The following is a 22,035-nucleotide window of genomic DNA, read 5'->3' as shown; positions in this document are numbered from 1 at the left end:
TGCTGTTTGTTTAAGGAAGCCAGCTACTTCACTTTTCGTTCCAAGAAGGAACAAAACCACATTACTAATACCAATGCGGGCATTGGTAATGGGTCTTAGGTCTAGTGGGCCAATTCCGGTTCTTGAACTGGAGTGACGTTCGATTTGACGATCAAGGTTTCGCGTTTCGCCGTTTTGGGATGCTTACGATGCCTAAAATGATGGCCGTTGCTGTCACTTCCCATGTAGTGCCAGCAATCACCAGTTTCTTGGTTCTCGCAAACATGATCGCCAGAATTCAATTCTGCCTCGGATAACCCTCCCCACATCGCTTGCCATTGCTCCGTGTTGCGTTCAATGAAGAACGGGACTTCCTTCATCAGTTCTCTCCTGTCTTTGCTGTATTGCGTAAGTGCATTGTCTGCATAGACAGGAAAAGGCATCACCATGAAGCTGCCCTATTTGGGCAGACCTAAAAAATAGATCAAGCTATTACTGAGTAGCCTTCAGGCAGGCTACTGGACTGGAAACGGGTTGCGTTCATCCCTTGGGGCATTGAAGTCGTAGGTTGGTCGTCTATCGATTTCGAATAGGCTGCGGTCCTTGCCATCTATCCATCTTGGAGGCTTGCCGCGACCGCTCCAAGACTGGCCAGTGTCTGGGTCGTAGTACCTGGCCACGGGTTCCTTCTTAGCTGGCTGCGGGAGTGGGAACACTTGATGCACTGTGAAGCCGAAAGACTGGACCAGCTCTCTTACCTGGATAAGAGCGTCAGTCTCTTCCGAGGCGCGAGCTTGTGCAATTTGCTTGTCTAGCTGGGCAAGCTCAGCTTTCAGTTGACTGTAGGATTTCATGAGAGTGTATGTATGCCCGAGATGGTGATCGACGTGCACTGTGAGCGCAGGCTCTTCATGCATGGGCAAGTCGGTTCAGAAATAAGAAAGGCCACTCCCAAGAGAGTGGCCAGTCTTTTTTGCTGCGTAACGTCAACTACGCTTTATTTTTTACCTTCACGCTTCTCTTCATCGATCTGACGCTGAGCGCCGATCGATCCAACAATCAGGAACACTCCAATGCAGAGCATGCTGATGGCGAGGGGACTGAAGAGGTGATTCATGGTGTGACCTTTCGTAGATGGGTTGTCAGCTACGGCTTATGAAGCCATTTTCTCACGAGTTTTGAGAACTGTCACTGCACCCTCAAGCATCACTGCAAAGGCGATGATGTCACCGATGGCAGTCGCAGTGTCTCCAGCTGCGAAAGAGTCAACAACGGCTTGGGCTACTTCGATGGCGTAGTAAGGAACAACGACACCGGTTACAAGGAAAGTCAGACGAAGCGAAGACGCAATGGCCTTCACCGTCATCGTTACCAGTTGGAAAGTTCCTGCAAGCAGGATGAAGATGTATGGCAGCAGAAGCAGTGCCACATTGATTTTTAGCATAGGCGAATCTCCGTAGAAATTGCCAAGGCGCACCCGCTAGGGTGGCTAAACCCTGGCGGATTGTTGAAAGACACTCATTGATCGAGCATCAAGTTGTCGTCGCAACTCGCAAGACTGAAGCGTCATGGACGCTATAGTTTTTGAGTTGAGATCGGACCTGGTACAAGTCAGCTCGACCGTGAAGCAAGTTCACGAGGCTGACATATGTTGCCGGGATGCGATGGGAGATCGCATTCAGCGTTAAGTGGTGTCTCGGTCATGCCGAGCACTAGAGATGCTGTTTATTTATGGAGGCCAGTTACCTCACACATTGCCCACGAGGGACAAAAAAAGCGCAGATGCAAAGCTTGGCTTGCTGCCTTGCATCTGTGCTCTTCTTCGGGAGTCTAGTGGTGATCGCTGTTCAACGACGTGGCTCAAGTTGCCCTCTTTGGGCGCTGTGACGAAATTTCACCAGAGCGCTTGTGAGCGCCTGGTGTAATTTCTTTAGTTCACTGACAGAGCTTCGGCTGCAGCAGCCTTCTGTCGCCATGGGTAGAGACATAGCGTGTAGTTCTCGCCATCGTCGCTTTTCAGCTCGACGGTATTCCCTGCTATGCGTGCTTTCGAGATGGTTTCCTCTTCAAAGAAGAGCCAGCCGTGGGGTTCGTCAGAGACATCGATTCGCAAGTGCCGCGAGAGGCTGCGATTGTTCTTGATGCCCGTACCGATCCCCTTGGTGATTGCCATCTGTCCGTTCAAGCGCACGATACGTGCATTTTTGATCATTCGGTAGAGTCGTTCGATTTGCATGTTGTCCTCGTATACGGGGCCAACATCCCCAAGGGGGTGTTAGCCCCTGATGGGTTGATTTATGCCGCCAATAGATCCAGCTGCTCGGCCTGCCCCATTGCTGGTGCGGGCAAAGCTGCGACGGTCTGTACCTCAGCGGGTGCTTGGAGGATCGGGCCACACTCCATCCCTGCCTGCGCAAGAACTTCATCAATGGCTTTTTCCATCCGTTCCGCAACGTTTTCCGAGTCGCGCCCTGATGTCAGTGCGTAGACCGGATTGCGTTCGTAGTAGCTATGGCTTTTGCCTCTGCTAAAAGCTTTGAGATAATCATCAGAATATTTCTCAGCTTGTTCATATTGCTTCTTGAAATGCTCATTTGCATCGCCCATGTCCTGGGGGAGCCATTGGCGTATGCGGCCAACGAAGCGATTCAAGCGATCAACAACCTCATCACTCTTGGGGAAAAAGTGCAGCGTGCCGCTTCCCTTGTAGTAACGATATTCAAAGAACTCTGACGTAAATCGTTCAGAGGTATTGACATTATTTTTTCTAAATGATTGACGAAGACCGAAGTAATCACCGGAAATCCCATTTAGATAGCCAAAAACCTTGTCAATATCACCTAAGAATTGTTCGCATTCATATTGCAGTGCCCCACTACTCCACGTATTGAAACGCGGAATAATGAAGCGCTTCTTACGAATACGCATTCCTACTTTGTGCTTCTGGTTAGACTTCCACGACTTGTAAAACACAACGTTGTCAGAGCTGCGTTCAATAATCGTATCAAACAATCCCAGAACCATATCGGTGTAGATAGATCCCATCGACTGAATCATTCCAGCGAGGAACCCGTGAACATTCGATATCGAAAACTCAAGTGCGTATATTGTCTCAGCATCCGCTTCGAGCTTACGTCTTGCGTGGTTCGACAATTTGTCAGTTAAAAGTGTTGATCTGATAATCTGCGCCCAAGCTTTCCGCTTGAGATCTTCATACCTCTTCGAAAATAGCTCCATAGCTTTTTTTCGAATATCAATCGGATCAGGTCTGAAGTCAGACCCTACCCCCTTTGACTGCATTTCGTCTAGCGTCACTCCCAATTTATCTGATGCGTGCTCGAAGATGGCTTCAAACTCAGATGATTGTCGCGCTGCTTCGATAGCCGCGCTAAAGTGATAGTAGGTGTTCTCGATGAAGTTAGCTGGAAGAGCGAGAGTTTTGCAGATATGAGGGTCAAATTCATGACGACTCAAGTTATCTCCCACTTTTAGCCTCTTCAGAATATTGTCCACATCAGCAAATGCTTCCGGGACTTTATTCAAATAGACAATAGCCACCTCAACATCGGTTTTACGTTCCACATCATCAACGAATTGATCTTGATGGAATGACACACTGCCATGCTTCTCGATCAGCTCCACCAAGCGTTTACGCTCGCGCGTGTATGGATTCTTGATGGTCTGAGCATTGATGCACGCACTGATCTCAGCGTCGTAAACCAAATCCCAAGCATGAAGAACATGTTCCGCACCCTGGTTAAAGGGTGGGTTCATGATCACTTGTGTGACGGAGGCCAGAGACTGAACTTCTAAGAAGTCATGTCCTAGAACCGTTACACCCAGCTCGCGCAAGCTCGCATGGTGCTTGATATCGATTTCGACAGCCGATTTCTTTCGGGACGAAGATTTGTATTTGTCGCGCTGGTCATAGGACCAACGACGACGATCAAAGCGCTCTTCCAGGCTGGGATCGAACCAAGGAACTTCAGTGCCTTCCGGCAGTTCCTCGAACCCGTTCTCAGCGTGTCGAAACAACGCACCCTTACCTGCACTGGGATCACACACATGGACGATGGGCCGTTGGAATTGATGCCACAGCAAAGCCGTTGTGTATGCGCCTGTTGGGTAGTACTGAAAATCCATGATCTGCCTCTTGATTGAGAGACAGTCGCCCCATCTGGGGCGAGCTGCCCCAATGGGTGATTAGCTGACGATGAGGTCCATCTGCAGCTGTTGAAATGCAGCCACCTGAGATCCAGGTGTTGCAGCAATGGGCTTAACTTGAATGCTTCGGGTTTGAGCCGTCAGCACATGCTTCCTGCGCACCTTGGCCAAGCCCTTGGTAAGGGTCTGACTGATGGGCTGCAGGAGCTTCTTGCCCTCTTCCTTGAGCCAACGTGCGTCCCCGCCCACGGAATGAGGGAGGCGCATATCAAGCTTCTTTTTGACGTACACGGTGGCATTCCCGTGGACTGACCATCCATCTTTATCGTTCCAGTAGCCCGCTCCGGTAAGAGCGTTCTCGTTGGCCGAGTAAATGACGAAAGTGCTCATGGCTGCTCCAAAACGTGCTGGAGCAGCGCCCTACCGGGTGTGCCCCGGCTGGGTTGATGGAAGACAAAACCCCACACCCTTCAGGGCGTGAGGTCAGTCACATGGCTGCGATTCAGTAAACAGTTCCCGCGATGAGTTCTGCGCCTGGGTAGGCGTCGAGAGCTTCAGCACGAGCTGCTTTCAGATCCGTGGCCATGGTGTAGTGGAAAGTGAGATCGCTCTCACCCTTTTGAAGCAGAGAAACGCAGTACGACTCCTTGACTTCAAAAGCACTAGCCAGCTCGCAACCCCAATCTGCTTCAGCAATAGCTTGAGCGTTGTTGTCTAGAGCGATAGTGATGACGTTTTGCATGTGGGAACTCCGATATTTTGCGGAGCGCCCCCCTACCGGGGGTGCGACCCCGCTAGGGTTGAAATTGCTGGGTTTCCCCAGCGGCTGAAATGCACTCTTTCGAGCACATAAGGTTGGCCACCTTCAGTCCACGGCAGTCAGTGACTTTTCCATGAGCTTGAAGAGTGTTTTCTGCAAGTCCTCGACCGCATCAATGCAAATGCTCCTTGAGAACAAAGTTGCCGGTGCGTTCGTTTGAATGCCGATACCAATGACATCGATTCCGCTACGTTCGCAGAGGTCGATCACTTCCTTTGTGGCTTGAGAGCTGTTCGGCTCACCATCCGTAAGGACGATCAACATCTTGCGGTCTTCGCGTGTTTTGCTCAGTTCGTAGGCTGCATACCAAATGGCTTCTGCCATCGGTGTGCCACCAGAGGGTTTCACTGGAAACCTGCCTGTATTGGCCTGAACTGATTGCCCATGCTTCACAGCACAGACAACAGGAGACTCCGAAGAGTTTGAGAAAAAGGTCACTGCAGGATTCACATGGGCAATCGCATCGAGCGCGAGCGCCAATGCAATGCATGCTTCATCTGTGACATCGGCCAGCGAACGCGAGCTGTCGGACCTGGTAGGACGGGTCATGGACCCGCTTTTATCGCCAAGTATGTGGACCGCTGTATTCGGCTTTCGCTTTTCCTGCGGTTTTGCAAACACTCGTGTATCACCCGCGACTACGCGATGCAGTCGATTGATATCCAGGCGTTTGCCACTGCGGGTCGATTGCTTCGCACAACGCAGACTGGCTTGCACCAGGCCGAACAGTTGATTGCGAATTTTCGATGTTGCAGGCCGGACCCGGTTCATCAGCTCAAGGCCTTTGGCCTTGTCATCTGATGCATCAGTTCCCTTGCGAATGGTCTGGTAGGAGGGGATTCCCTCTTCCCGTGCCACTTGTGACAGCTCCTGCTTCAGAGAATTGCGTGCGCGATCCCCATCCACATCCCCAGCGCCAGCTGAGAGAGCTTGCGTAAGTGCATCCAACTTTTCCTTTGCAGTGCGCGAGGCAATACCAGAATCGTTTTCAGCTCCCTGATCGGCACCAGCCATGGATCGTTGACCTTGACCTTCACCTGAATCATCACCCTCATTGGATTGGCCTGGGCCTTTCCCCTGTTGGGAGTCTTCTTGTGTCGAGTCTTGCTGGCCATCAGCTTCATCGGAGTCATCGCCTTCGCCGGAGGATTGTTCGTTCGGAACATTCTGAGGCTGTTGGTTTTGATCCTGATTCTGCTGATCCTGCTGTTGCTGCTCTTCTTCCTTTTCCTTCTCTTCCTCGATCATGGAAATGACCTGATCTGCCAGGTAGCAGATATCGGAAGTCGATTCAGCATCCACCACCTTGCGGAGAATGGTGCTTAATCGAGTGATAACGCCTTGTGGGAATGTGCGCTCCAGAACGGGCTGCGCAGTTGCCAGATAAGACGCCATCACAGGTTGACCTACGGCCCTCGCTTGCAGCCAATAGAGGCAGTAACCCACCAGGATCTGAGCTGGATGCTCATCATCTCTAAGATGGGAGTAGTGACCGACCCTTGCCATGTAGTTCGCAACCTCGTTGAGCGTCGTGGCAGTACCTGGGTACAAGTCCATCATCGCCCGCTCGATGCGGCAATCTTCGAAAGCGTTGGTCAGTTCGGCATGCAGACCTGCGCGTCGCGGTGCACTGAAATCAGTGAACCGCACATGCGCGGCTTCATGCGCCATGTAGCCCCACACAACATCCATGTATGGATAATCGTGAGGAACGTTCGGGATAACAATCGTTTTCCCATCCGTATAGGCCACGTCTTGGCCTATACGGACTTTCACACCAAACTTGTCTCCATAAGCAGTTGCCACGATGGGCAATGCGGTATAGATAGTATTTCGGTTCTGTTTGGCCATGGGTCTTCCCTCAAGAGGTATGGGGAACCCAGCCCCAAGGGGCTAGGATTCCCCTTGGGTTAAAAATGATGCGCTTAGGACTGCTTAGAAAAAGCCGTCTTCGTCGTCATCACCAATGGTGGCAAGCTGGAAAGAGGCATCGTTGTTGCTGTTTCCAGCTTCAACTTCTGCTTGCTCCTCCTCAACTCCCACTACAACTGCCTGCTGGCCCTCAGTCTGTGCTTGCGTAACAGAATCAGTAGGGACAAAAGTGGCTTCAACGTCGATAACCACCGAGCCTTGTGCAGGCTCGCTGGCTTCTGACACAGTACCTGCAGGCGCTTCAAGCACTTCTACATCGACACGATGAACCACCTCTGCAGCCTGGGGCTGAATCGATGTCTCTGTGCGTGCGTGCGTGCCAAAGAAGCGGTCGAGGTCGGCAATAAACGCATCAGCTGGATTGCTGGACGCTTGCGCCGGTGCTGGTGCGCTGTCCACGGATGTGAACAGATCACCCTCTGCAGATTGCGGTTGCATCTCGGCAGTTGAAGAGTCGGAGGCGTAGCTTTGATTCTGGGAGGCTGAGGCCTCCAGAGTCGCCGCTTCTGCCTTGACTGAAATCGCTCCGTTGAGATATTGCTCAATTCGCGCCTTGCTGCTCAGGATGAGCATTGTGGCGGTCAGCTGATGGAAAAACGGACCTGTGACATCGCGGCCAACAGCATACGTTTTGTACCCATTCAACGTTTCATTGAGAAGATCGACAAGCGGTTTGATTTTTGAGTTAAGGAACGACAGCCCATCGAGCTTGTCTCGCAGGTTCTGCAAAGTCTGCTTGGTGCCAATGCCGCATTTGTCACGGCCCAGCAAGCGGTCTTCATAGAACTTATCTGCTTCCTCTATCAGTTCGTTGATGAGGTCATCGCCCAGGCCATGAACTTTTTCTTCAAGGCGAGTGCTCAGCTCTGCATCATCAGTAGGCGCGATCTTGAAGATCTGGAAATCGAACCCGAGGCGCTTTTCCACAACGGATTGTGGAAGCGCGCCTGAGCGGATTGCCGTCTCATATTGAGGATTTTCCTTGCACCAGCTATCTATCGCAGCGTTGTAGTTTGCGATGAAAGTGGTGCGCAGTGCATCGAACTCAGTTTGCACTTCGCCCATTTTCTTGCACACCTCATCCATCTTGGTCAATGGAATTGCTACGCCGTCCATGAACTTCATGCCGATGCGCAGCAATGTGCGTCGAGTCTCTGCTTTGACCCGATGAAAGCCTTTCAGCTGTGCGGGATCGCAGATCTTCTTAGTACCCAGTTGGGCAATTTTTTCAGGTGGGATCTCTCCCCCTGCTCCAAGCTTCAGATCGTCAGCGGTCAGGCGAACCTGCCCGCTCCAAATGTCAAAGTCTGCATGTACAACACACAGCTGAGTCAGATGGTTGATCTTGGTGGAATTGGTTTGTGTCATGGTGCTCTCCGAAAAGAGGTGCACCACTCCCCCAAGGGTGTGACACACCCCAAGGGTTGATAAAAAGCTGTTTGTTTTAGGAAGCCAGCTACTTCACACTTTCGCTCCCAGAGGGAACAAAATCTGCTTTTCAGAAGGGGACTCGCTTGCGCGAATCCCCTGCCAAAAAGACTTCCCTAAATGTAAAAGGATTCAACGTCCAATGATAGGTCCTTGACGGGATCTGTGACCCCTTTGTCAACGATCAGGCGTGGTGCCATATCGTTTGTCAAAGTAACCCGGCATCGCTCGGTTGACTTTCGCCGGTAAGAGTCAATCTCCTGTTGAGTCACGCCTGCAGACTTGTCGGCTAGCAGCTTCTCGTAGTCAATTTTCCCTACCTGCACATAGCGCGTCACCATGACACCGCAATAGTCTGCGTGCATGTAATCGCCCATCATGCCCTGCATCGCAGCGCGTGAGGCCGACTGGCGCTCCTTCATCACCTCTAGGCGTTCTTCCAATTCCGAGATCTGTCCCTGCAGCAAGCGGAACTCCTCGGCTTGATACAACCAGTTGGCCATCTCTTCACCCTGGGGGATGTAGAGGTCGCGCGCTGGGTCCTTTTGCGGCTCTCGTCTCTTAACGACCTTATCCCAGAAGATTGGGGCAACGCCCTCTATCTGAGAGATCAGTGCCTGGTCCCGAGGGATACAGAACACTTCAACTTGGCCATCAAAATAGAAAACCAGCCACCCTCTCTTGGCCCCTGTAACAAGGATCTGATGCTGCACCTGAGGGTAGTAAAACTTGAAAGCCTTACTGTTCTGACGCAACGTTGTGACCTCGATCCAGGTAGCCTCTGATGGGCACTTCATTTCCACAGGTTCACTGTCCTTGTTGAGTCCGTCCAAAGACGCCCTCAGCAAGGGGTTGTGCGAAGCCTGGGCACACATGGGCAGCAAGAGATCATCGAAATAGATCTCTGCAGCAGCTCGGGCAGCAGGCTCCATTGCAAGGCCATGCCTCACGAACGGATTACTGCTCAAATCTCGCTCGACCGCATACCCTGTTTTCTCTGCCCACAAGCGCCATTCGGTCTTGTAGGGAGACTGATCGACTAGCACTGCCGCATCGGTTGCTGTAACGCCGCCTTTACGCCAAGCAAGCCACTCTTCAGAGCCTTGAATCAAGTCAATGAATTTCACATGAACTCCATTCTGTTGAAGGAATAGAGAAACCCCGGAGGATTTCTCCCCACGGGGTTGATAAAACCAGCACCTTAGAAGAAGCTGGATTCAGCTTGAGAATCAAGCCCGCCTGGAGGCAGGACAAGATCGTCAAGTGGTGGCATCACACGTTCTGAGCGTTCCGCCTGACCACTGGCTCTGCGTTGCTGCATCGCTTCATAGTCGTGCTCTGGCTTAGGCATGTGCTCCATCTGCTTGTCATTCAGGAAGGTCCTCGCTCTTTCAAGGTTTTCACCTGTAAAGCGTTGCTCGACGTACTGACGAGCGACATTCCATGTTTGATTCGGCAGTGTGCGATTCAGCAGTTGCTGTAGCAATGGCTCCAGCTGCTCATGCGTCAACTGCAGGGGAGCATTCCCTTGCGTGCTGGCCACATCCTCAGCTGAGCTGGCAGTACGTCGATCATCCTGTGTTTTCACCACCTTGACGGAGGCTCCAACCACATTCGAATCAGCATCGATGATGCGTTCTGCCTCATCCTGGTCAAAGATTCCAGTAAAGCCAAGAGCCAGACGCCCGCACTGAATGAAAGCCTTATGGCGCAACATCCGTCTAGCGTGCGTTTGCCATGGGCCATTGATTTGATAGGCACCATGCGCCCCATTCCTTTGAGTTGGAGGGCGATAGCACTCATCCATGAATTCACGGACACGGGAGGGAACGGTCCTATCCTTACGGTGTATGACCACTTCGATCCACTCGTGAACTGGAAAATTCACTCCCGTTACTTCAACCTTTGATTCGGAATAAACCACTTCAAAGCCGTCGTACTGAGGGTGCGCGTTGACAATGTTGCTCCAGCCATCGACGCCAACAACAGGAACGATCCCATTGTTTTTGTCTGGGTAGGCGTAAATCTCCTTCAAGAAGGGATTCAAACCGTACTGCTCAGCCACGATCATCAGAGCCATCATTTGCTCATTGGTAGGCTGCGCATGCCCTTCTCTTTGTCTGAAGGCAACAGCCTTCAAGGTATCGAAGAGCTTGTGTGGATCAACCCCAAAACGCGCGCCGAAGCGGCCCATCAGTGTTGATTCATTTTGCGAGCTTTGCTCTTGGGACATAGTGACCTCGATTCAATTTGGGCGCTATGTCCCCCACCGGGGATACAAGCGCCCCGTTGGGTTACAGAAATGGACCTAGTGTTTAACCACCGGCCATGTAGTGAAGACGAGCGAACGGAATGTCGTCGTCAGTTCTTCCTCCCCCACCGCCTTGTCCGCGAATGGGTTGGGAATTGGCAGCTCTGGTGGACCCACCAGCTTGCGATCCCTGTCCACGGCCTTGAGCTGGTGCCGGAGCACGAGCTGAGGGACGAGACGAAGATTGCGACTGTTGGGCATAACCTTTGCTTGCATGAGAAGGCGCACGAGCTGGAGCCGCTGCACGTTGGTGTGCGTGGTTCTGCTGAGCTGGAGCACCCCCGGAACTTTGATTCGGGCTGCCCAGCATTTGCATGCTGTCGCAGTGAATCTCAGTGATAAAGCGCTCAACTCCGTTTTCTTGATCGACCCACTTGCGCGTGCGCAGTGTGCCTTCCAAATAAACCTGTGAGCCTTTGTGCAGGTAGTCGCGCGCTATTTCAGCGAGTCGGCCACGCAGCACAATCGAGTGCCATTCTGTGCGCTCCCTAGCCTCTTGCGAGGCCTGGTCGGTCCAGTGTTCTGTCGTGGCAACGGAGAAGTTCGCAAAAAGCTGGCCGCTGCCATTGTTGCCGTTGCGGCAAACTGGATCTTTGCCCAGGTTGCCGACGATGATTACCTTGTTGACTGATGCCATGATGGCCTCCGAATTGGTGAAGCAGAGGCCATCCCCGCCAGGGGGTTGAAGCCCCCATTGGGTTTGGTTAGAAAAAAGCGTCCTCAGTATCGTCACAGGACAGATCCATGAAGTTGAAGATTGGCACTGCAAGCCCAAGAGCCACAGCATCCAATCTCACAACATCCCATGGTATGTCCCACTCCAACATGAGTGGCTTCAAGTCATCCAATACGTGGAACGCATAGGATGTGCCGGAATCGTCACTCAGGGAGATCAGATCCGTTGCAAGGCCTGTTTTGTTGATCTCGCTCTGAAGGAAGAACAAGGCCAACAAGGGCGCGTGATCCCCATTCGGAAGCAACTCACCAGCTCCGTCTCGGTAGACGAAATTGAACGAGTTGCCCGTTAGGGAATTGCCCGAAAGGGAAAGAGTCAAATCGCCAGCGCGTAAGAGCACGCCAACATTCTGTTCATCTCCAATCGGTGACTCGCAGCCCATTTTCAGAGCTGCATTCTTGAGAGCGCTTCTCACAACCTCGATGAACTTGTCCTCAGAGGCTGTGGTAAACACCTTCATGCTCCAACTGATCTTTGGACCAGGGAAGATTTGAGACATGGCGATCTCAGGGCTGGGTGGCCGGGGTATCGTCTTTCCACTGCTCCCCAAAAATGTCCTTGGCCAAGCGAGTTATCGCAGTGGCATCCTCGGGTGTCGCGCGATTGAGCAGTGCCAAATCGAGCGCATATCCCAGAGGGTTAGGAGCACCCTTGAACTTCGTTGAAAGCTTCGCCCAGCGAACCAGCGTGCGCGTTGAGAACGTAATGGCCAGCTGGCCACCTTGTCCGTCCGATCCCATGAAGAGCTTGCGCACATCATCAGCCAGGCGAACCATACCCTCAACAATTTGCTTTGGAAGTTTCGGTGATGCTTTGGTAACTATCGCTTCCTCAACTGCCTTCTCTGGATAAGAGACAACAGTAAATCGATAGCGATCCATGGCCGCGAGGTTCTGCATCTGAACACCTTGATATTGCCCAGACACATCACCAGCGCCACGCGAGTTGCCCGTAACAATCACGCGAAACATGCGGTGAGCCTTGATGATTTCACCGCCATTCATGCCAATGACCAGAGGACGCCCTTCAAGGACATCGTTCAGGCCAGCAAGCTCAGCAGGGTCAATCAGATCCACCTCGTTGATTAGAAGGGCATGCCCTTCTCTCATTGCTATTGCCAGTGGGCCATACATGAATTTCATGGATGGGGTTTCACCAGGCTTTTCAGAGACCAAGGCATGGTGCCCAACCAGGTCACACAATTCCATCTTGCCGTTGCCGGTGACTTGTTGTGTAGGCCAGTTGAGCGTGCCAAGAATTTGCAGGATGCCTGAAGTTTTCCCCGATCCAGTAGGACCAGTAACAAACAGGGCATCCCCGTCAGGAGAGTTGAGAAAGGCCAAAACCTCACGCAGGAACTCACGACGATGCACAAAACCCGCCATGACGGAGGGAATGTAAGCATTGGACATATCCACAAAACCGATGGTTTTCGCGGAATTGCCAATCTCTGGCATGCCAAAGATTGTGCTGGTTTGAAAGCTCGCTGTTTGAGCGATGGGTGTAGACATGGTGGACTCCAATTTCGATTGGGCACACTTCACCCTCACGGGCTGGTGTGCCCGAGGGCTATTAACGTCTTTCAGGGAAACGCCATCCGAGGACAGCGCAATCGGTTCAGTACACAAGGATGCCCTTGCGCTGCCAAGCTGGAGTGTCATAGACACTCCAATCAAAAGCAGGCTCTACTGGAATTGGCTCGGGGAAAGCCATTTCAACGGCACCGCGCGTAACGTGCGATGACAGTTGAATGCAGGATTGAACAGAGGTTTTCACGGATGAAAAAGTCGCGTTCAGGAAAGCCGTCTTATCAAAGGATTGAACCTTCGACAATTGGCTAAGTAGTTCAGCCGTAAGGCCGCGCATACCTTCAACGAAAAGCTTGAGAGCGAAGCCGAGGGCTACGATGATCAAGAGCAGAACGAAGAGGAAGGTGATAGCAGTCATGGTATTGCTCCGATTTGAGGGGCAATACCCCCATCTGGGAGACATGCCCCAGGTGGGTTGAAAGTGCCGAGAGGCACGTTAAGGAAGCTGTTTGTTTATGGAGGCCAGCTACCTCACTCAAGTTGAAGCCGAGGCTGCAACAAAGAGAGGTTTCAGCTTATCGCAAAAGCCCCGGCTCAATGTTGCTCAGATGGCCCAATATGGGCACGTATCTAGTAAAGCTTTTTGAAGGTCAAGCCATATCGTCAGTGCGTCTATCACAAGGAGCACGACACATGGCGACAGAAGCGAATAGCGGTGCAGTCTCTGCAACCGATAACCCTGCAAAAGAGCAACCGAAGGCGGCCAAGCCCAAGGCAGACACGCCTACACGCGAGCAACAGCGTGATCCTGTTTCCCGCCCCGTTTTCAAGCAGACCGTCAGCTTGAGGAGCGTCCAGGCTCAGCGAGTCATGGACCGCAGCTTTGCTCGTACAACTCAAGCCTTCTTCTCCACTGAAGTTATCTTGCGTATCCTTGATCGGGGCGACTTCGTGGATGAAGTTAATGACATGATCAATGTGCAATTGCAGCAGTTCCGCGCGGCAATCGCAGACGCCTTGAGCGTCAACAAGGCCAAGGTCAAAGAGGCCGGAATCACTCAGCAACCTGTGTACACCCACGCGCGCGAATTCAATGTGGAGCTGAGCACTCCCCAAAGTGCCCTCTTCCTGGGCCTCGTGATGCAGTTGGATGAACTCGTGTCTTACTTCGACAGCTTGTGGTGGGCCACCGTTATCAAGGGCATGGAGCGCTCCAACGAAACCTACAAGTGGCAGCAAATGATGTTCAAGCTCGCTGGGCGAATCCAGGGCATCGAACAACGCGCGCGCAGGTCGGCCAGCAAGCAGGGCAAAGACGCACTGGTAGACGCTGAAGCACCGCCCAGCACCAGCCAAGATGAAAGCCAACATGCCAACGATGATGTTGCTTTGGCCATGGCTGAAGGACAGGCCGAAACCTCTTCGGAGGCCGTCGCGGCCTAACGGTAAACTTGGTTCTCGAATCTGTGTTTTAGCCCGCTTCGGCGGGCTTTTTTGCGCTCAGAAGCTTGCATTTTCTTGAGCTACCTTACCATTATGGGTAGTTGTTAACTGTCGGGTCCCGGATGATTGGCTGCTTACAACCAAGCGCCCGTTGCTCCATAGCAGACAAGTGCTGCAGGCTGTTGTGGCAACATGGCAATCGTCTTCCAAGGAGCCGCTATGTTGATTGCTCTACACAAGAACGCAACGACCACGCCTGCTACACGACGTGCATTGCAGCAAGCCAGTAGCACTGACCGGGAGTTGGCCCAGCAATACGGCATTGGCCTGGACACGGTGCGCAAGTGGCGTCATCGCACTACGGTGCACGATGCCAGTCATACGCCACACCGATTGCAGACCACGCTCAATGCGGCACAGGAAGAATTGGTGGTCTATCTGCGCACCCAACTGCTGCTGCCGCTCGATGATTTGCTGGCGGTAGTGCGGGAGTTTATTGAGCCTGCCATGAGCCGCTCGGCGCTGGACCGACTGCTGCGCAGGCGAGGTCACTCCAGATTGCCCGTGCCAGCCAAGCCTGATGCAGAGCACAAGCCATTCAAGGCTTATGAGCCCGGCTACGTGCATGTGGACGTGAAGTACCTGCCCCAGATGCACGATGAGGACAAGCGTCGTTATGTGTTCGTAGCCATCGACAGGGCCACCCGCTGGGTATTTATTGCCATCAAGCAGTACAAGACGGCAGCATCCGCCAAAGCCTTTCTGGCCGCAGTACGCAAGGCTGCACCCTTCCAGATTCGCACTATCCTCACAGACAACGGTAAAGAGTTCACCGACCGGCTGTTTGGCAGTCGCAGCCGTCAGCCGACGGGAGAGCACGAGTTTGACCAGTTGTGCCAAAGCCTGGGCATTGAACATCGACTGACCAAACCCAAGACACCACAGACCAACGGCATGGTCGAACGTTTCAATGGGCGGCTCAGCCAGGTGCTACGCTCGCACCACTTCAATAGTGCCGAGGACCTGGGCAAGACACTGCACCGGTTTGTATGGCTGTACAACCACCATTTGCCGCAAAAGGCTCTGGGGCATCAAGCTCCGGTGCAAGCCCTCAAGGTTTGGAAGATGAAAGCTCCTGATTTATTCGTCAAGAACGTGCGCAATCATCCGGGACCCGACAGTTAACAGAGGGGGATTTGACATGAAACTCAATATTCAAACAGCGGCCGCGCTTGCTTTTACTGCGGCCTTATCTGGCTGTGTGACCATGGAGAAGAAACCTGCCGCGTTTGATGATGGTCATTCGCTGGCATACAACATTGCGCGAGCAGGCGGGCTTGAAACAGGCATAAAAGATGCGTCCGCCCCCAAGAATTCCAATACCGGGATGCCCGAGTCCAGCATGTTCAACACTGCTTCCGCAGCCGTGGCATATGCGAATCCAACGGCAGGCTTGTCTAATGCCCAAGGCTTGGGGCTGAATTTAATTGCCAGCGCAATCGCGCCGAACTCGCATGGCGCGCGCAGCAGCATCGTCGCCTGGATGCCTGCTTCTCAAGCAGCTAGCGCAGAAGAAGCTCAATCGAAAATGATTGACATTGTTTCTCAGTCTCTGAATGAGAGCCTGAATAAGCAGAATTTGAAATTTAGCAAGACAAGAAAGAGCGAAAAAGGGACTTCGTTCTTCATTGAAGACAGCAACCTTAATTGCGAATCCATCGACCAAGGCTCCGCAAAAGCTTGTGTGATCTATCTGAATATCTTCAAGCCCAGCAAAACTTCAACACCCGAATTCGTCAAGAATGGAGAGAAGGAGTCTTGGGCGTTCACGTCAAGTCACGGTTTCTATTACAACGCAATGAAAATGGAGATTTCGAGGACGAGCAGCATTAACACATTGGATGTAGTTCAAAATACAAGCGTAACTCTTCCAAGTTGGGTATTTATCTACTCCAGTCCAAACGACACATACATTGATAGGTCAAAGAAAAAGAACAGCATGTATCCTATGATACTGTCAAAAGGCAACGCCTACTACTTTGTGAAGTAGATCCCATAAAAAAGGCCTTGAGGAATAACCTCAAGGCCTTTTTGCTTTTAATGACCGGAGTTTATTTTCCGCTCTGCCTCTTTTCGCTTCTCATCTACGTTAACCCCTTCTAACCGATTCTTGGCTCTTTCAACAGAGTTAACCCTATTTCCGTCATTAAGAATATTCCCAGAACCTGTCAACTTATCCATCGTCAAAGTCTCTGGTGTCGGATAGTGCCCAGTCTCCCCTAGAATACCGAGCCATTCATCCAGGTTGATCTGATCCCAATCAACCTTTCCAATGTCCTCGATCTTCAATCCATCGCAACTAGGTGCCTTTGCTGTACCGAACCCCAGATTCATTTGTCCACGTATTTGCTCATTCATTATTCGTGATAATGGTGAGTTATAGCAGCAGTATGACTCTCTTTTCTCGATACAAGCGCCTAGCACTTTTGTCTTGCAGTACGACCCTACATAATGACAACTCTTTAGCGATCTTTTCGCATTAAGTTCAAACTCTTCTTTTTCGCAAGCCCAGATTAGCTGAATCATCATCATTGATACAACATAGACCGTATAAACAGTCATAACAGTGCTGGCTATATTCCCAACCTGCGCCATCATATTTGCTGCATCAGTTGCAGCCTGCTGACTCAACTCACTTGCAGTGCCTGCGGCAACACCGGCTTCGGCTCCTGCCGATGTCATGCCATTCTGAATTGAGTTCTTTATGACATCCTGTATCGTACTTTTGACTGAATCAATAATCTGGTTATAAACCTCTTTAATAGGCGCTGTAAAAGCATCGACCGAGCCACCAATATTCTCTGCAAACGAAGCAAAGGGCTTTGTAACTTCCTGCCAACCTGAAACCACTGGATCACGCAAGACTTGATATGAGCCTCGCACAACACTCCCAGACTCCAAGTTCATGATGGCCGAGTCAAGCTTGGGCATGGCCATTAGCATAGTGATGTAATCAGCTAGCGAGATATTCTCAGGCTTCTCACAACAATTCTGAATTCCGCCAACCGCAATTTTGCATTGACCAGGCGTACCACTGAACACCTTACAGCCTTCATCCACGTTACCATCACCGCCCTCTTCTCCAGCAGAATCAGAGCACTGCATATCTTGCGCAATAAACTGTGCTGCATTAAGTAAAGCCGCAGCCTTCGCAAAATCACCGTTTTGTTCAGAAGATATATCAAGACACTCAGATCCCATGCATTTAATCGGCCCCGAGCATGAATATTGAGTATTTTTTGTATAGTCGATTACATCAACATCATGGCCACAATCATATGTATCTTCAAAAACATAGCATTTCCCGTTCTCATCCTTGGCTCCATCGAGGCACGAAGTTGAAACAAATCCGCATTTGTTATTATTCTCATACTTGCCGCATGAATTTTGATTTGTGCCATCGTTATGAGGACAATGTTGAACTCCTTGCGGATCAGTCCAGCAATCCATCTGTCCCACATTGAAATTACATTGAATTTCAGAGACAGAAGCAGACTGGGTTAACGTTGGAAGCCCTTTGATCGGTGATGGCGTCAACGAGTTGAAGAATGGATCTCCGGGGCATATACGAACACCACCAATATCCACACACTCTTGGTCGCTTGGTGGACCAATATCGACACTAACATTTCCAGTACAGAAATTCTGCCCAATGGACTGAGCATCAGAAATACATGAGTCTGATGCCCAGACATCAGGCTTCTGTTTAATCAATCGCAGCGAGAATTTTCCACCGAGAATAAATTTTGTGTCATCGGAAACAGATGTATCTTGGATCTGAACTTTCCCTAACAGGTTATTGCCGCATGTAGGGAACTCCAGCACGCGGTAATGAACAGTTGAGTCAACAATTCCATCAAGGCCGTGTTCAATCCAGTCCCACGAACCTACTAAGTCTGTTTTATAGTTACTTGCACCACTGCAGACATCCTCAAACTTTACTGTTGGAATATTCATCGCAAAGGCAACACCATCAGTTGGCGCAACCGTGTGGCCAGTCCCATTTTTGAGGTCAAACTCTACCGTGAGCCATGTTCTGCCTTGACCAGCCACAAATACATCGGCTACCTGATGCTCAATACCCATCGTATGAGTGATCTTGCATGCACCGGCTGGCTTAACAATGCGTTCGCAACGTTCGTATTCTGGAATGTGCTTTTTGTTTTTTGTCTTAATGACTTCACTTGTGCTTGAGCAATCCCCAAAGCTCTTTGTGATTTCATCAATATTGTTGAATGTATCCTTGCTTTGATTCAACATAGGGTCATTGGCAAAGTCAGGCCTAGACCGATTAGACGCGTTAAGCAATATTTTATAGGCAGCACCCGATATAGACGGGTTGTCACTCAGAGAGTCTTGGTACAGCGATTTGTCAGTTGTCGAGCCAACTTTATCCATATTATTGGAATCGTTATACACGCCGCCCAGGTCATTGATGCTTGGTGCTGCACCACCTGGAAAATAGTAGTTCTGAGGCCTAGCGTTTGAGCTGCTAGTAGAAGGATAGAGATCATTAATATTGACACTGCTACCGTTCAAATTCAAAGTGCCATTATTGTTAGAGCTATCCCTACTTCTGACAGTTTCAGATAAAGACTTCCCAAAGCTCTGAGCTTCACGGCCTGCATTAGCCAAGCTGGCATTATTATTTTTTGTTTGCGCGGAGGGATATATCGGACTGACTGTCAGACCAATAACAAGAAGCGCAGAAATCAATCTCTTAAATATCATCATTTGACTCACTGAACTATTTTGGTATTGCAGCAATCATTCCAACGCCAGACCATGTAAACCGGATCTTGACCAATTGACGGAATAGTTTTAGCAATTCCCCAGGTCAGCGTCGATTCGCCAACGACATGGGACGAATTTGCCTCAGGAATTGGAGCTACCAGATTGAACTTGTACTGAGTTTTTGGAAGCGTAGGAGATATATAGCCACCACATAAGGCATCGCTACCCATTGTTTTCCACGACAAGCCACGGCGATGCAGAGCGGCAAGAACGCGTGTTTTTAGAAGACTGGATTCACGAATCACCCCTCTTCCACCATTCTGATTACCACTTAATGGGTACAACGCCCCCCAGGACCCGGCACACCAGAACATTTGCTTGAGTGGTTTCCCTGCTGTTGATGCAATCGCGTCCGCTGAACAAGCTGCAGCTGCAATAGGATTCGCTACTGCAGCCGCCTCTGGGTTAGTAAAAAATGCAAGCTCATCGTTATTCCAGGTTGGATCTAACTCGGACATATACATTACGTCCAGATCCATGTACCCATCAGGATTACATTTCTGGTTCACGAACAAGTCCATCATGATCAATAATGGAAACGCGTAGAAATGGTAATGCATGAATGTCCCATCCGAGCCATCATGCGTGCTGTTCGAATGGTTCCCCTGATTCAGGCGATCAAACGGAAATCTGATCCCATTCAACACCGATGAACAACCAGGCACACGCTGGAACTCTACGAGTCGCGCAGGCTCCCACATCGAAGTTGTAATCCCTGGCCTGGGGATACCATTTGTGTCTTCGCAGGCGCACAGAGGTGATGTGACGGAATCTTCGGGAAAGCTCCCACCAGGGCCGCTTATTGGAATCCCGGCAACTCGTATCGGAAATATGCATGACCAACAAATATCCGTGAACAGTTTTGGACCAATCAAGTCCGCGCTATAGCAACCAACCTCTGCATTGCTGAGGCTAGACATCATCAACAGCCAAATTGCGACCAGTAATCTTTTAATATGCATATGTGCTTTCTTTGACATCTAACATCAAAGATTGAATCGGCAATGGCTTGTAGTGGATATAGCCTTGCTGAAGGGAAATATTTCTATTGCTTGCAAAGTTTGCTTGATCAAGTGTTTCAACCTTCTCTGCAATCAACTTAATTCCAGCATCAATAAATATCCTCGCCGCATTATCAGATATCAGCGATTCAATTCCAGCCACCTCAACTTTGCAATACAGCCATGGGAATGATTTCAACCGAGAAAATGTTGAGTTGCAAACACCAAAGTCATCGATAGCCATCGTTATAGACTCAATGGCTATATCACACCATCGGCGCTCAAGCAGGTCGTCAGGAACTTGCTCCGTGATTTCAATCGTGACTTTCAAACTTCCATCTTCAATTAGTTCTTTAATTGAATCGACCCACTGAAAGAAGTGGGCATTATCAAGCAAAGTTTGCGCGGAGACATTGATAAAAATATGATCTATCTTCTTAACAATATCTTTCTTATGTGAAAGCAGGTAATTTATTACCCCTCTGTCGATCTTTCGCCAGTCAATTCGATTCAAATTAAGCTGCCCTGGCGCATGGAGTCTACCGTCTGGAGTCTTCCATCTTGATAGCACCTCAGCACACAGGCTAGATCCGTCTGAGACATTCTTGATAGGTTGAAAGACCGGCAAGAAGGTAATCATTTTTGTGTCTCCACCTTCTTGAACTCTGCAACTTCAAATTTTCTGTCTGTCGCAGTTATAACTGAGGGGGTCACACGAAGTTCAAACCTATTTCTAACATCAGGAGTCAGAAGGAAAACTGGCGCACCAAGCGACTCAGTGATGCTTTTGTATGACTTCCATCCGTCTTCAATATTGATCTCGGTTGCAATGAATGAAATTGAAGAAACGTTCTTCTGTTTCAAAAGCTCTTTTGCCTTCACCTTCGCAAATCGATTTTGCCAAGGATCATTTGGATTGAAGACTATGACCGCTTGTGTGAACGAACGCAAAGTCAGTGGATTAATCGTAGTGCCAGACTTCACAATGACTTTCCCATCTGCAGAAGAAATATCCTTCGCAACCAGGACGGTAGGGTCAATTATTCTTTTAGCGTCCTCATTCGCCGTTGGTAATGGTATGAACTTCTGGTTCTTCCAGAAATTCTTAATTGCATTTCTCTTTTTCTCGTCCCAATCAATCGATGCAAGCCTAGCCTTAGCCACTTCGATTATGTCTGGTTCAGATATATCTCTTGTAGGCCCGTAGTTGCCTTGTTCGACTTTATTATTCTCGGCAAACTTCCTCTTGAGCCAATCAACAGAGCCAATCCCAGAAACTTTTGATTTGACCTTATAGTTATTGCTTTTGTCAGGTTTATTCAAAAGCACCACAGTTGGCACTGCATTGACGTTGAATTCTCGAAACAGCGTCGGATTGATGATGATGCTAGGCATCACCTTCCTGCTCGAAGCCATCGACTGGACTCTGGCTATTCCCTTGGCCAAGCTCTCGCCCGGAGCTACACCGCGCAGAACGATGACGGTATCTCTACGACCAGCAACATCATCCATCAGCTCCTTCATCGCTGCTTCACCGAGGGAGAACGATGCAAAAACAAGAGAGGTATAGCTATCCGTCTGGTCCTTTGGCTGCTGGCCAGGAGCACTGCTTTGCCCTGGCGTGCTCATCTGTATGCGACCCTGTTCTTTCAGCTGCTCGTAGAACTGCCGAGCATCGCTGTCTGCTGCACTCATGTGCTTGTTCTGCAGGGTGCTGAGATCCAGCAGTGATGCACCGCTTATCGCTTTGTCCTTGCCTCGCTGCATCATCTCGACATCCGCAGCTTTGAGGTCGGAGGCCATGGATGGGTAAGTAGCTCCTATAAGCAACAGAAGCG

The 22,035-nt window shown here is 50.5% G+C and carries 23 protein-coding genes; 4 read left to right on the top strand and 19 right to left on the bottom strand.

Annotation, left to right across the window (positions count from 1 at the left end; all coding sequences use genetic code 11):
- Positions 1-101: 101 nt before the first annotated feature.
- Together NOX35_RS27450 and NOX35_RS27445 are read right to left on the bottom strand one after the other, a co-directional pair.
- Positions 102-428, bottom strand: coding sequence for a hypothetical protein (locus NOX35_RS27450; RefSeq protein WP_148748358.1), 327 nt, complete (start codon positions 426-428; stop codon positions 102-104).
- A gap of 66 nt (positions 429-494) precedes the next feature.
- Complete coding sequence (locus NOX35_RS27445; RefSeq protein WP_034367891.1) at positions 495-833, bottom strand: H-NS family nucleoid-associated regulatory protein; 339 nt, start codon at positions 831-833, stop codon at positions 495-497.
- A gap of 119 nt (positions 834-952) precedes the next feature.
- Between NOX35_RS27445 and NOX35_RS27440 the strand changes: the two genes are divergently transcribed.
- Positions 953-1,138, top strand: a complete 186-nt coding sequence (locus NOX35_RS27440; RefSeq protein WP_131367695.1) for a hypothetical protein — start codon at positions 953-955, stop codon at positions 1,136-1,138.
- On the opposite strand, the gene NOX35_RS27435 is transcribed toward NOX35_RS27440, so the two are convergent.
- The 13 genes from NOX35_RS27435 to NOX35_RS27375 form a co-directional block, all read right to left on the bottom strand.
- Positions 1,133-1,423 carry a hypothetical protein gene (locus NOX35_RS27435; RefSeq protein ID WP_034367731.1) on the bottom strand — a complete coding sequence of 97 codons (291 nt, stop codon included), beginning with the start codon at positions 1,421-1,423 and terminating at the stop codon, positions 1,133-1,135. The two genes, NOX35_RS27440 and NOX35_RS27435, sit on opposite strands and share 6 nt — an antisense overlap.
- Before the next feature lie 486 nt (positions 1,424-1,909).
- The gene (locus tag NOX35_RS27430; RefSeq protein WP_131367694.1) at positions 1,910-2,215 is read right to left on the bottom strand and encodes a hypothetical protein; all 306 of its coding nucleotides are present in this window, start codon (positions 2,213-2,215) and stop codon (positions 1,910-1,912) included.
- 59 nt (positions 2,216-2,274) lie between these two features.
- Positions 2,275-4,122, bottom strand: a complete 1,848-nt coding sequence (locus NOX35_RS27425; protein ID WP_224651355.1) for a DUF4942 domain-containing protein — start codon at positions 4,120-4,122, stop codon at positions 2,275-2,277.
- A gap of 60 nt (positions 4,123-4,182) precedes the next feature.
- Entirely contained in the window at positions 4,183-4,533 is a 351-nt protein-coding gene (locus tag NOX35_RS27420) for a hypothetical protein (RefSeq protein ID WP_034389840.1), read from the bottom strand.
- A gap of 112 nt (positions 4,534-4,645) precedes the next feature.
- Positions 4,646-4,885, bottom strand: coding sequence for a hypothetical protein (locus NOX35_RS27415; protein WP_034389842.1), 240 nt, complete (start codon positions 4,883-4,885; stop codon positions 4,646-4,648).
- 123 nt (positions 4,886-5,008) lie between these two features.
- On the bottom strand, positions 5,009-6,814 hold the full coding sequence (locus NOX35_RS27410) for a VWA domain-containing protein (RefSeq protein ID WP_256496978.1): 1,806 nt from the start codon (positions 6,812-6,814) through the stop codon (positions 5,009-5,011).
- Between the two features lie 84 nt (positions 6,815-6,898).
- Positions 6,899-8,263: a DUF3150 domain-containing protein gene (locus NOX35_RS27405; RefSeq protein ID WP_131667227.1), complete on the bottom strand. Its 1,365-nt coding sequence runs from the start codon at positions 8,261-8,263 to the stop codon at positions 6,899-6,901.
- Between the two features lie 176 nt (positions 8,264-8,439).
- Complete coding sequence (locus NOX35_RS27400) at positions 8,440-9,450, bottom strand: YqaJ viral recombinase family protein (protein ID WP_046462829.1); 1,011 nt, start codon at positions 9,448-9,450, stop codon at positions 8,440-8,442.
- 74 nt (positions 9,451-9,524) lie between these two features.
- Positions 9,525-10,556 carry a phage recombination protein Bet gene (bet, locus tag NOX35_RS28875; protein ID WP_046462830.1) on the bottom strand — a complete coding sequence of 344 codons (1,032 nt, stop codon included), beginning with the start codon at positions 10,554-10,556 and terminating at the stop codon, positions 9,525-9,527.
- An 82-nt stretch (positions 10,557-10,638) separates the two neighbouring features.
- Positions 10,639-11,271, bottom strand: coding sequence for a single-stranded DNA-binding protein (ssb, locus tag NOX35_RS27390; RefSeq protein WP_256496977.1), 633 nt, complete (start codon positions 11,269-11,271; stop codon positions 10,639-10,641).
- A 67-nt stretch (positions 11,272-11,338) separates the two neighbouring features.
- The gene (locus tag NOX35_RS27385) at positions 11,339-11,869 is read right to left on the bottom strand and encodes a hypothetical protein (RefSeq protein ID WP_046462832.1); all 531 of its coding nucleotides are present in this window, start codon (positions 11,867-11,869) and stop codon (positions 11,339-11,341) included.
- 7 nt (positions 11,870-11,876) lie between these two features.
- Entirely contained in the window at positions 11,877-12,881 is a 1,005-nt protein-coding gene (locus tag NOX35_RS27380) for an AAA family ATPase (protein ID WP_113707700.1), read from the bottom strand.
- A gap of 106 nt (positions 12,882-12,987) precedes the next feature.
- Positions 12,988-13,317, bottom strand: coding sequence for a hypothetical protein (locus NOX35_RS27375; RefSeq protein ID WP_034367708.1), 330 nt, complete (start codon positions 13,315-13,317; stop codon positions 12,988-12,990).
- A 275-nt stretch (positions 13,318-13,592) separates the two neighbouring features.
- Here NOX35_RS27375 and NOX35_RS27370 point away from each other — a divergent pair, with 275 nt between their 5' ends.
- The 3 genes from NOX35_RS27370 to NOX35_RS27360 all read left to right on the top strand — a co-directional run bounded on the left by NOX35_RS27370 (position 13,593) and on the right by NOX35_RS27360 (position 16,392).
- Entirely contained in the window at positions 13,593-14,342 is a 750-nt protein-coding gene (locus NOX35_RS27370) for a hypothetical protein (RefSeq protein WP_256496976.1), read from the top strand.
- Positions 14,343-14,561: 219 nt separating this feature from the next.
- On the top strand, positions 14,562-15,527 hold the full coding sequence (locus NOX35_RS27365; RefSeq protein ID WP_256493885.1) for an IS481 family transposase: 966 nt from the start codon (positions 14,562-14,564) through the stop codon (positions 15,525-15,527).
- A gap of 16 nt (positions 15,528-15,543) precedes the next feature.
- The gene (locus NOX35_RS27360) at positions 15,544-16,392 is read left to right on the top strand and encodes a hypothetical protein (RefSeq protein WP_046462833.1); all 849 of its coding nucleotides are present in this window, start codon (positions 15,544-15,546) and stop codon (positions 16,390-16,392) included.
- A gap of 47 nt (positions 16,393-16,439) precedes the next feature.
- Here the strand turns inward: NOX35_RS27360 and traN are convergent, their stop codons facing one another.
- The 4 genes from traN to NOX35_RS27340 are packed head-to-tail and all read right to left on the bottom strand — an operon-like array spanning position 16,440 to position 22,000.
- Positions 16,440-19,136 (bottom strand): conjugal transfer mating pair stabilization protein TraN, encoded by a 2,697-nt coding sequence (gene traN, locus NOX35_RS27355; protein WP_256497047.1) that lies wholly within the window; start codon positions 19,134-19,136, stop codon positions 16,440-16,442.
- 5 nt (positions 19,137-19,141) lie between these two features.
- Complete coding sequence (locus NOX35_RS27350) at positions 19,142-20,158, bottom strand: TraU family protein (RefSeq protein ID WP_370512843.1); 1,017 nt, start codon at positions 20,156-20,158, stop codon at positions 19,142-19,144.
- Positions 20,148-20,837 (bottom strand): EAL domain-containing protein, encoded by a 690-nt coding sequence (locus NOX35_RS27345; RefSeq protein ID WP_256496975.1) that lies wholly within the window; start codon positions 20,835-20,837, stop codon positions 20,148-20,150. Before NOX35_RS27345 ends, NOX35_RS27350 begins: the two co-directional genes overlap by 11 nt.
- Positions 20,834-22,000: a TrbC family F-type conjugative pilus assembly protein gene (locus tag NOX35_RS27340; RefSeq protein WP_148748267.1), complete on the bottom strand. Its 1,167-nt coding sequence runs from the start codon at positions 21,998-22,000 to the stop codon at positions 20,834-20,836. The genes NOX35_RS27345 and NOX35_RS27340 overlap by 4 nt, the downstream gene beginning before the upstream one ends.
- Positions 22,001-22,035: the final 35 nt, after the last annotated feature.

It is taken from the genome of Comamonas sp. C11 (assembly GCF_024496285.1).
Classification (GTDB): domain Bacteria; phylum Pseudomonadota; class Gammaproteobacteria; order Burkholderiales; family Burkholderiaceae_C; genus Comamonas; species Comamonas testosteroni_F.
Note: the sequence above shows the minus strand (reverse complement) of the source record. Positions and strands in the feature narration are given on the sequence as shown.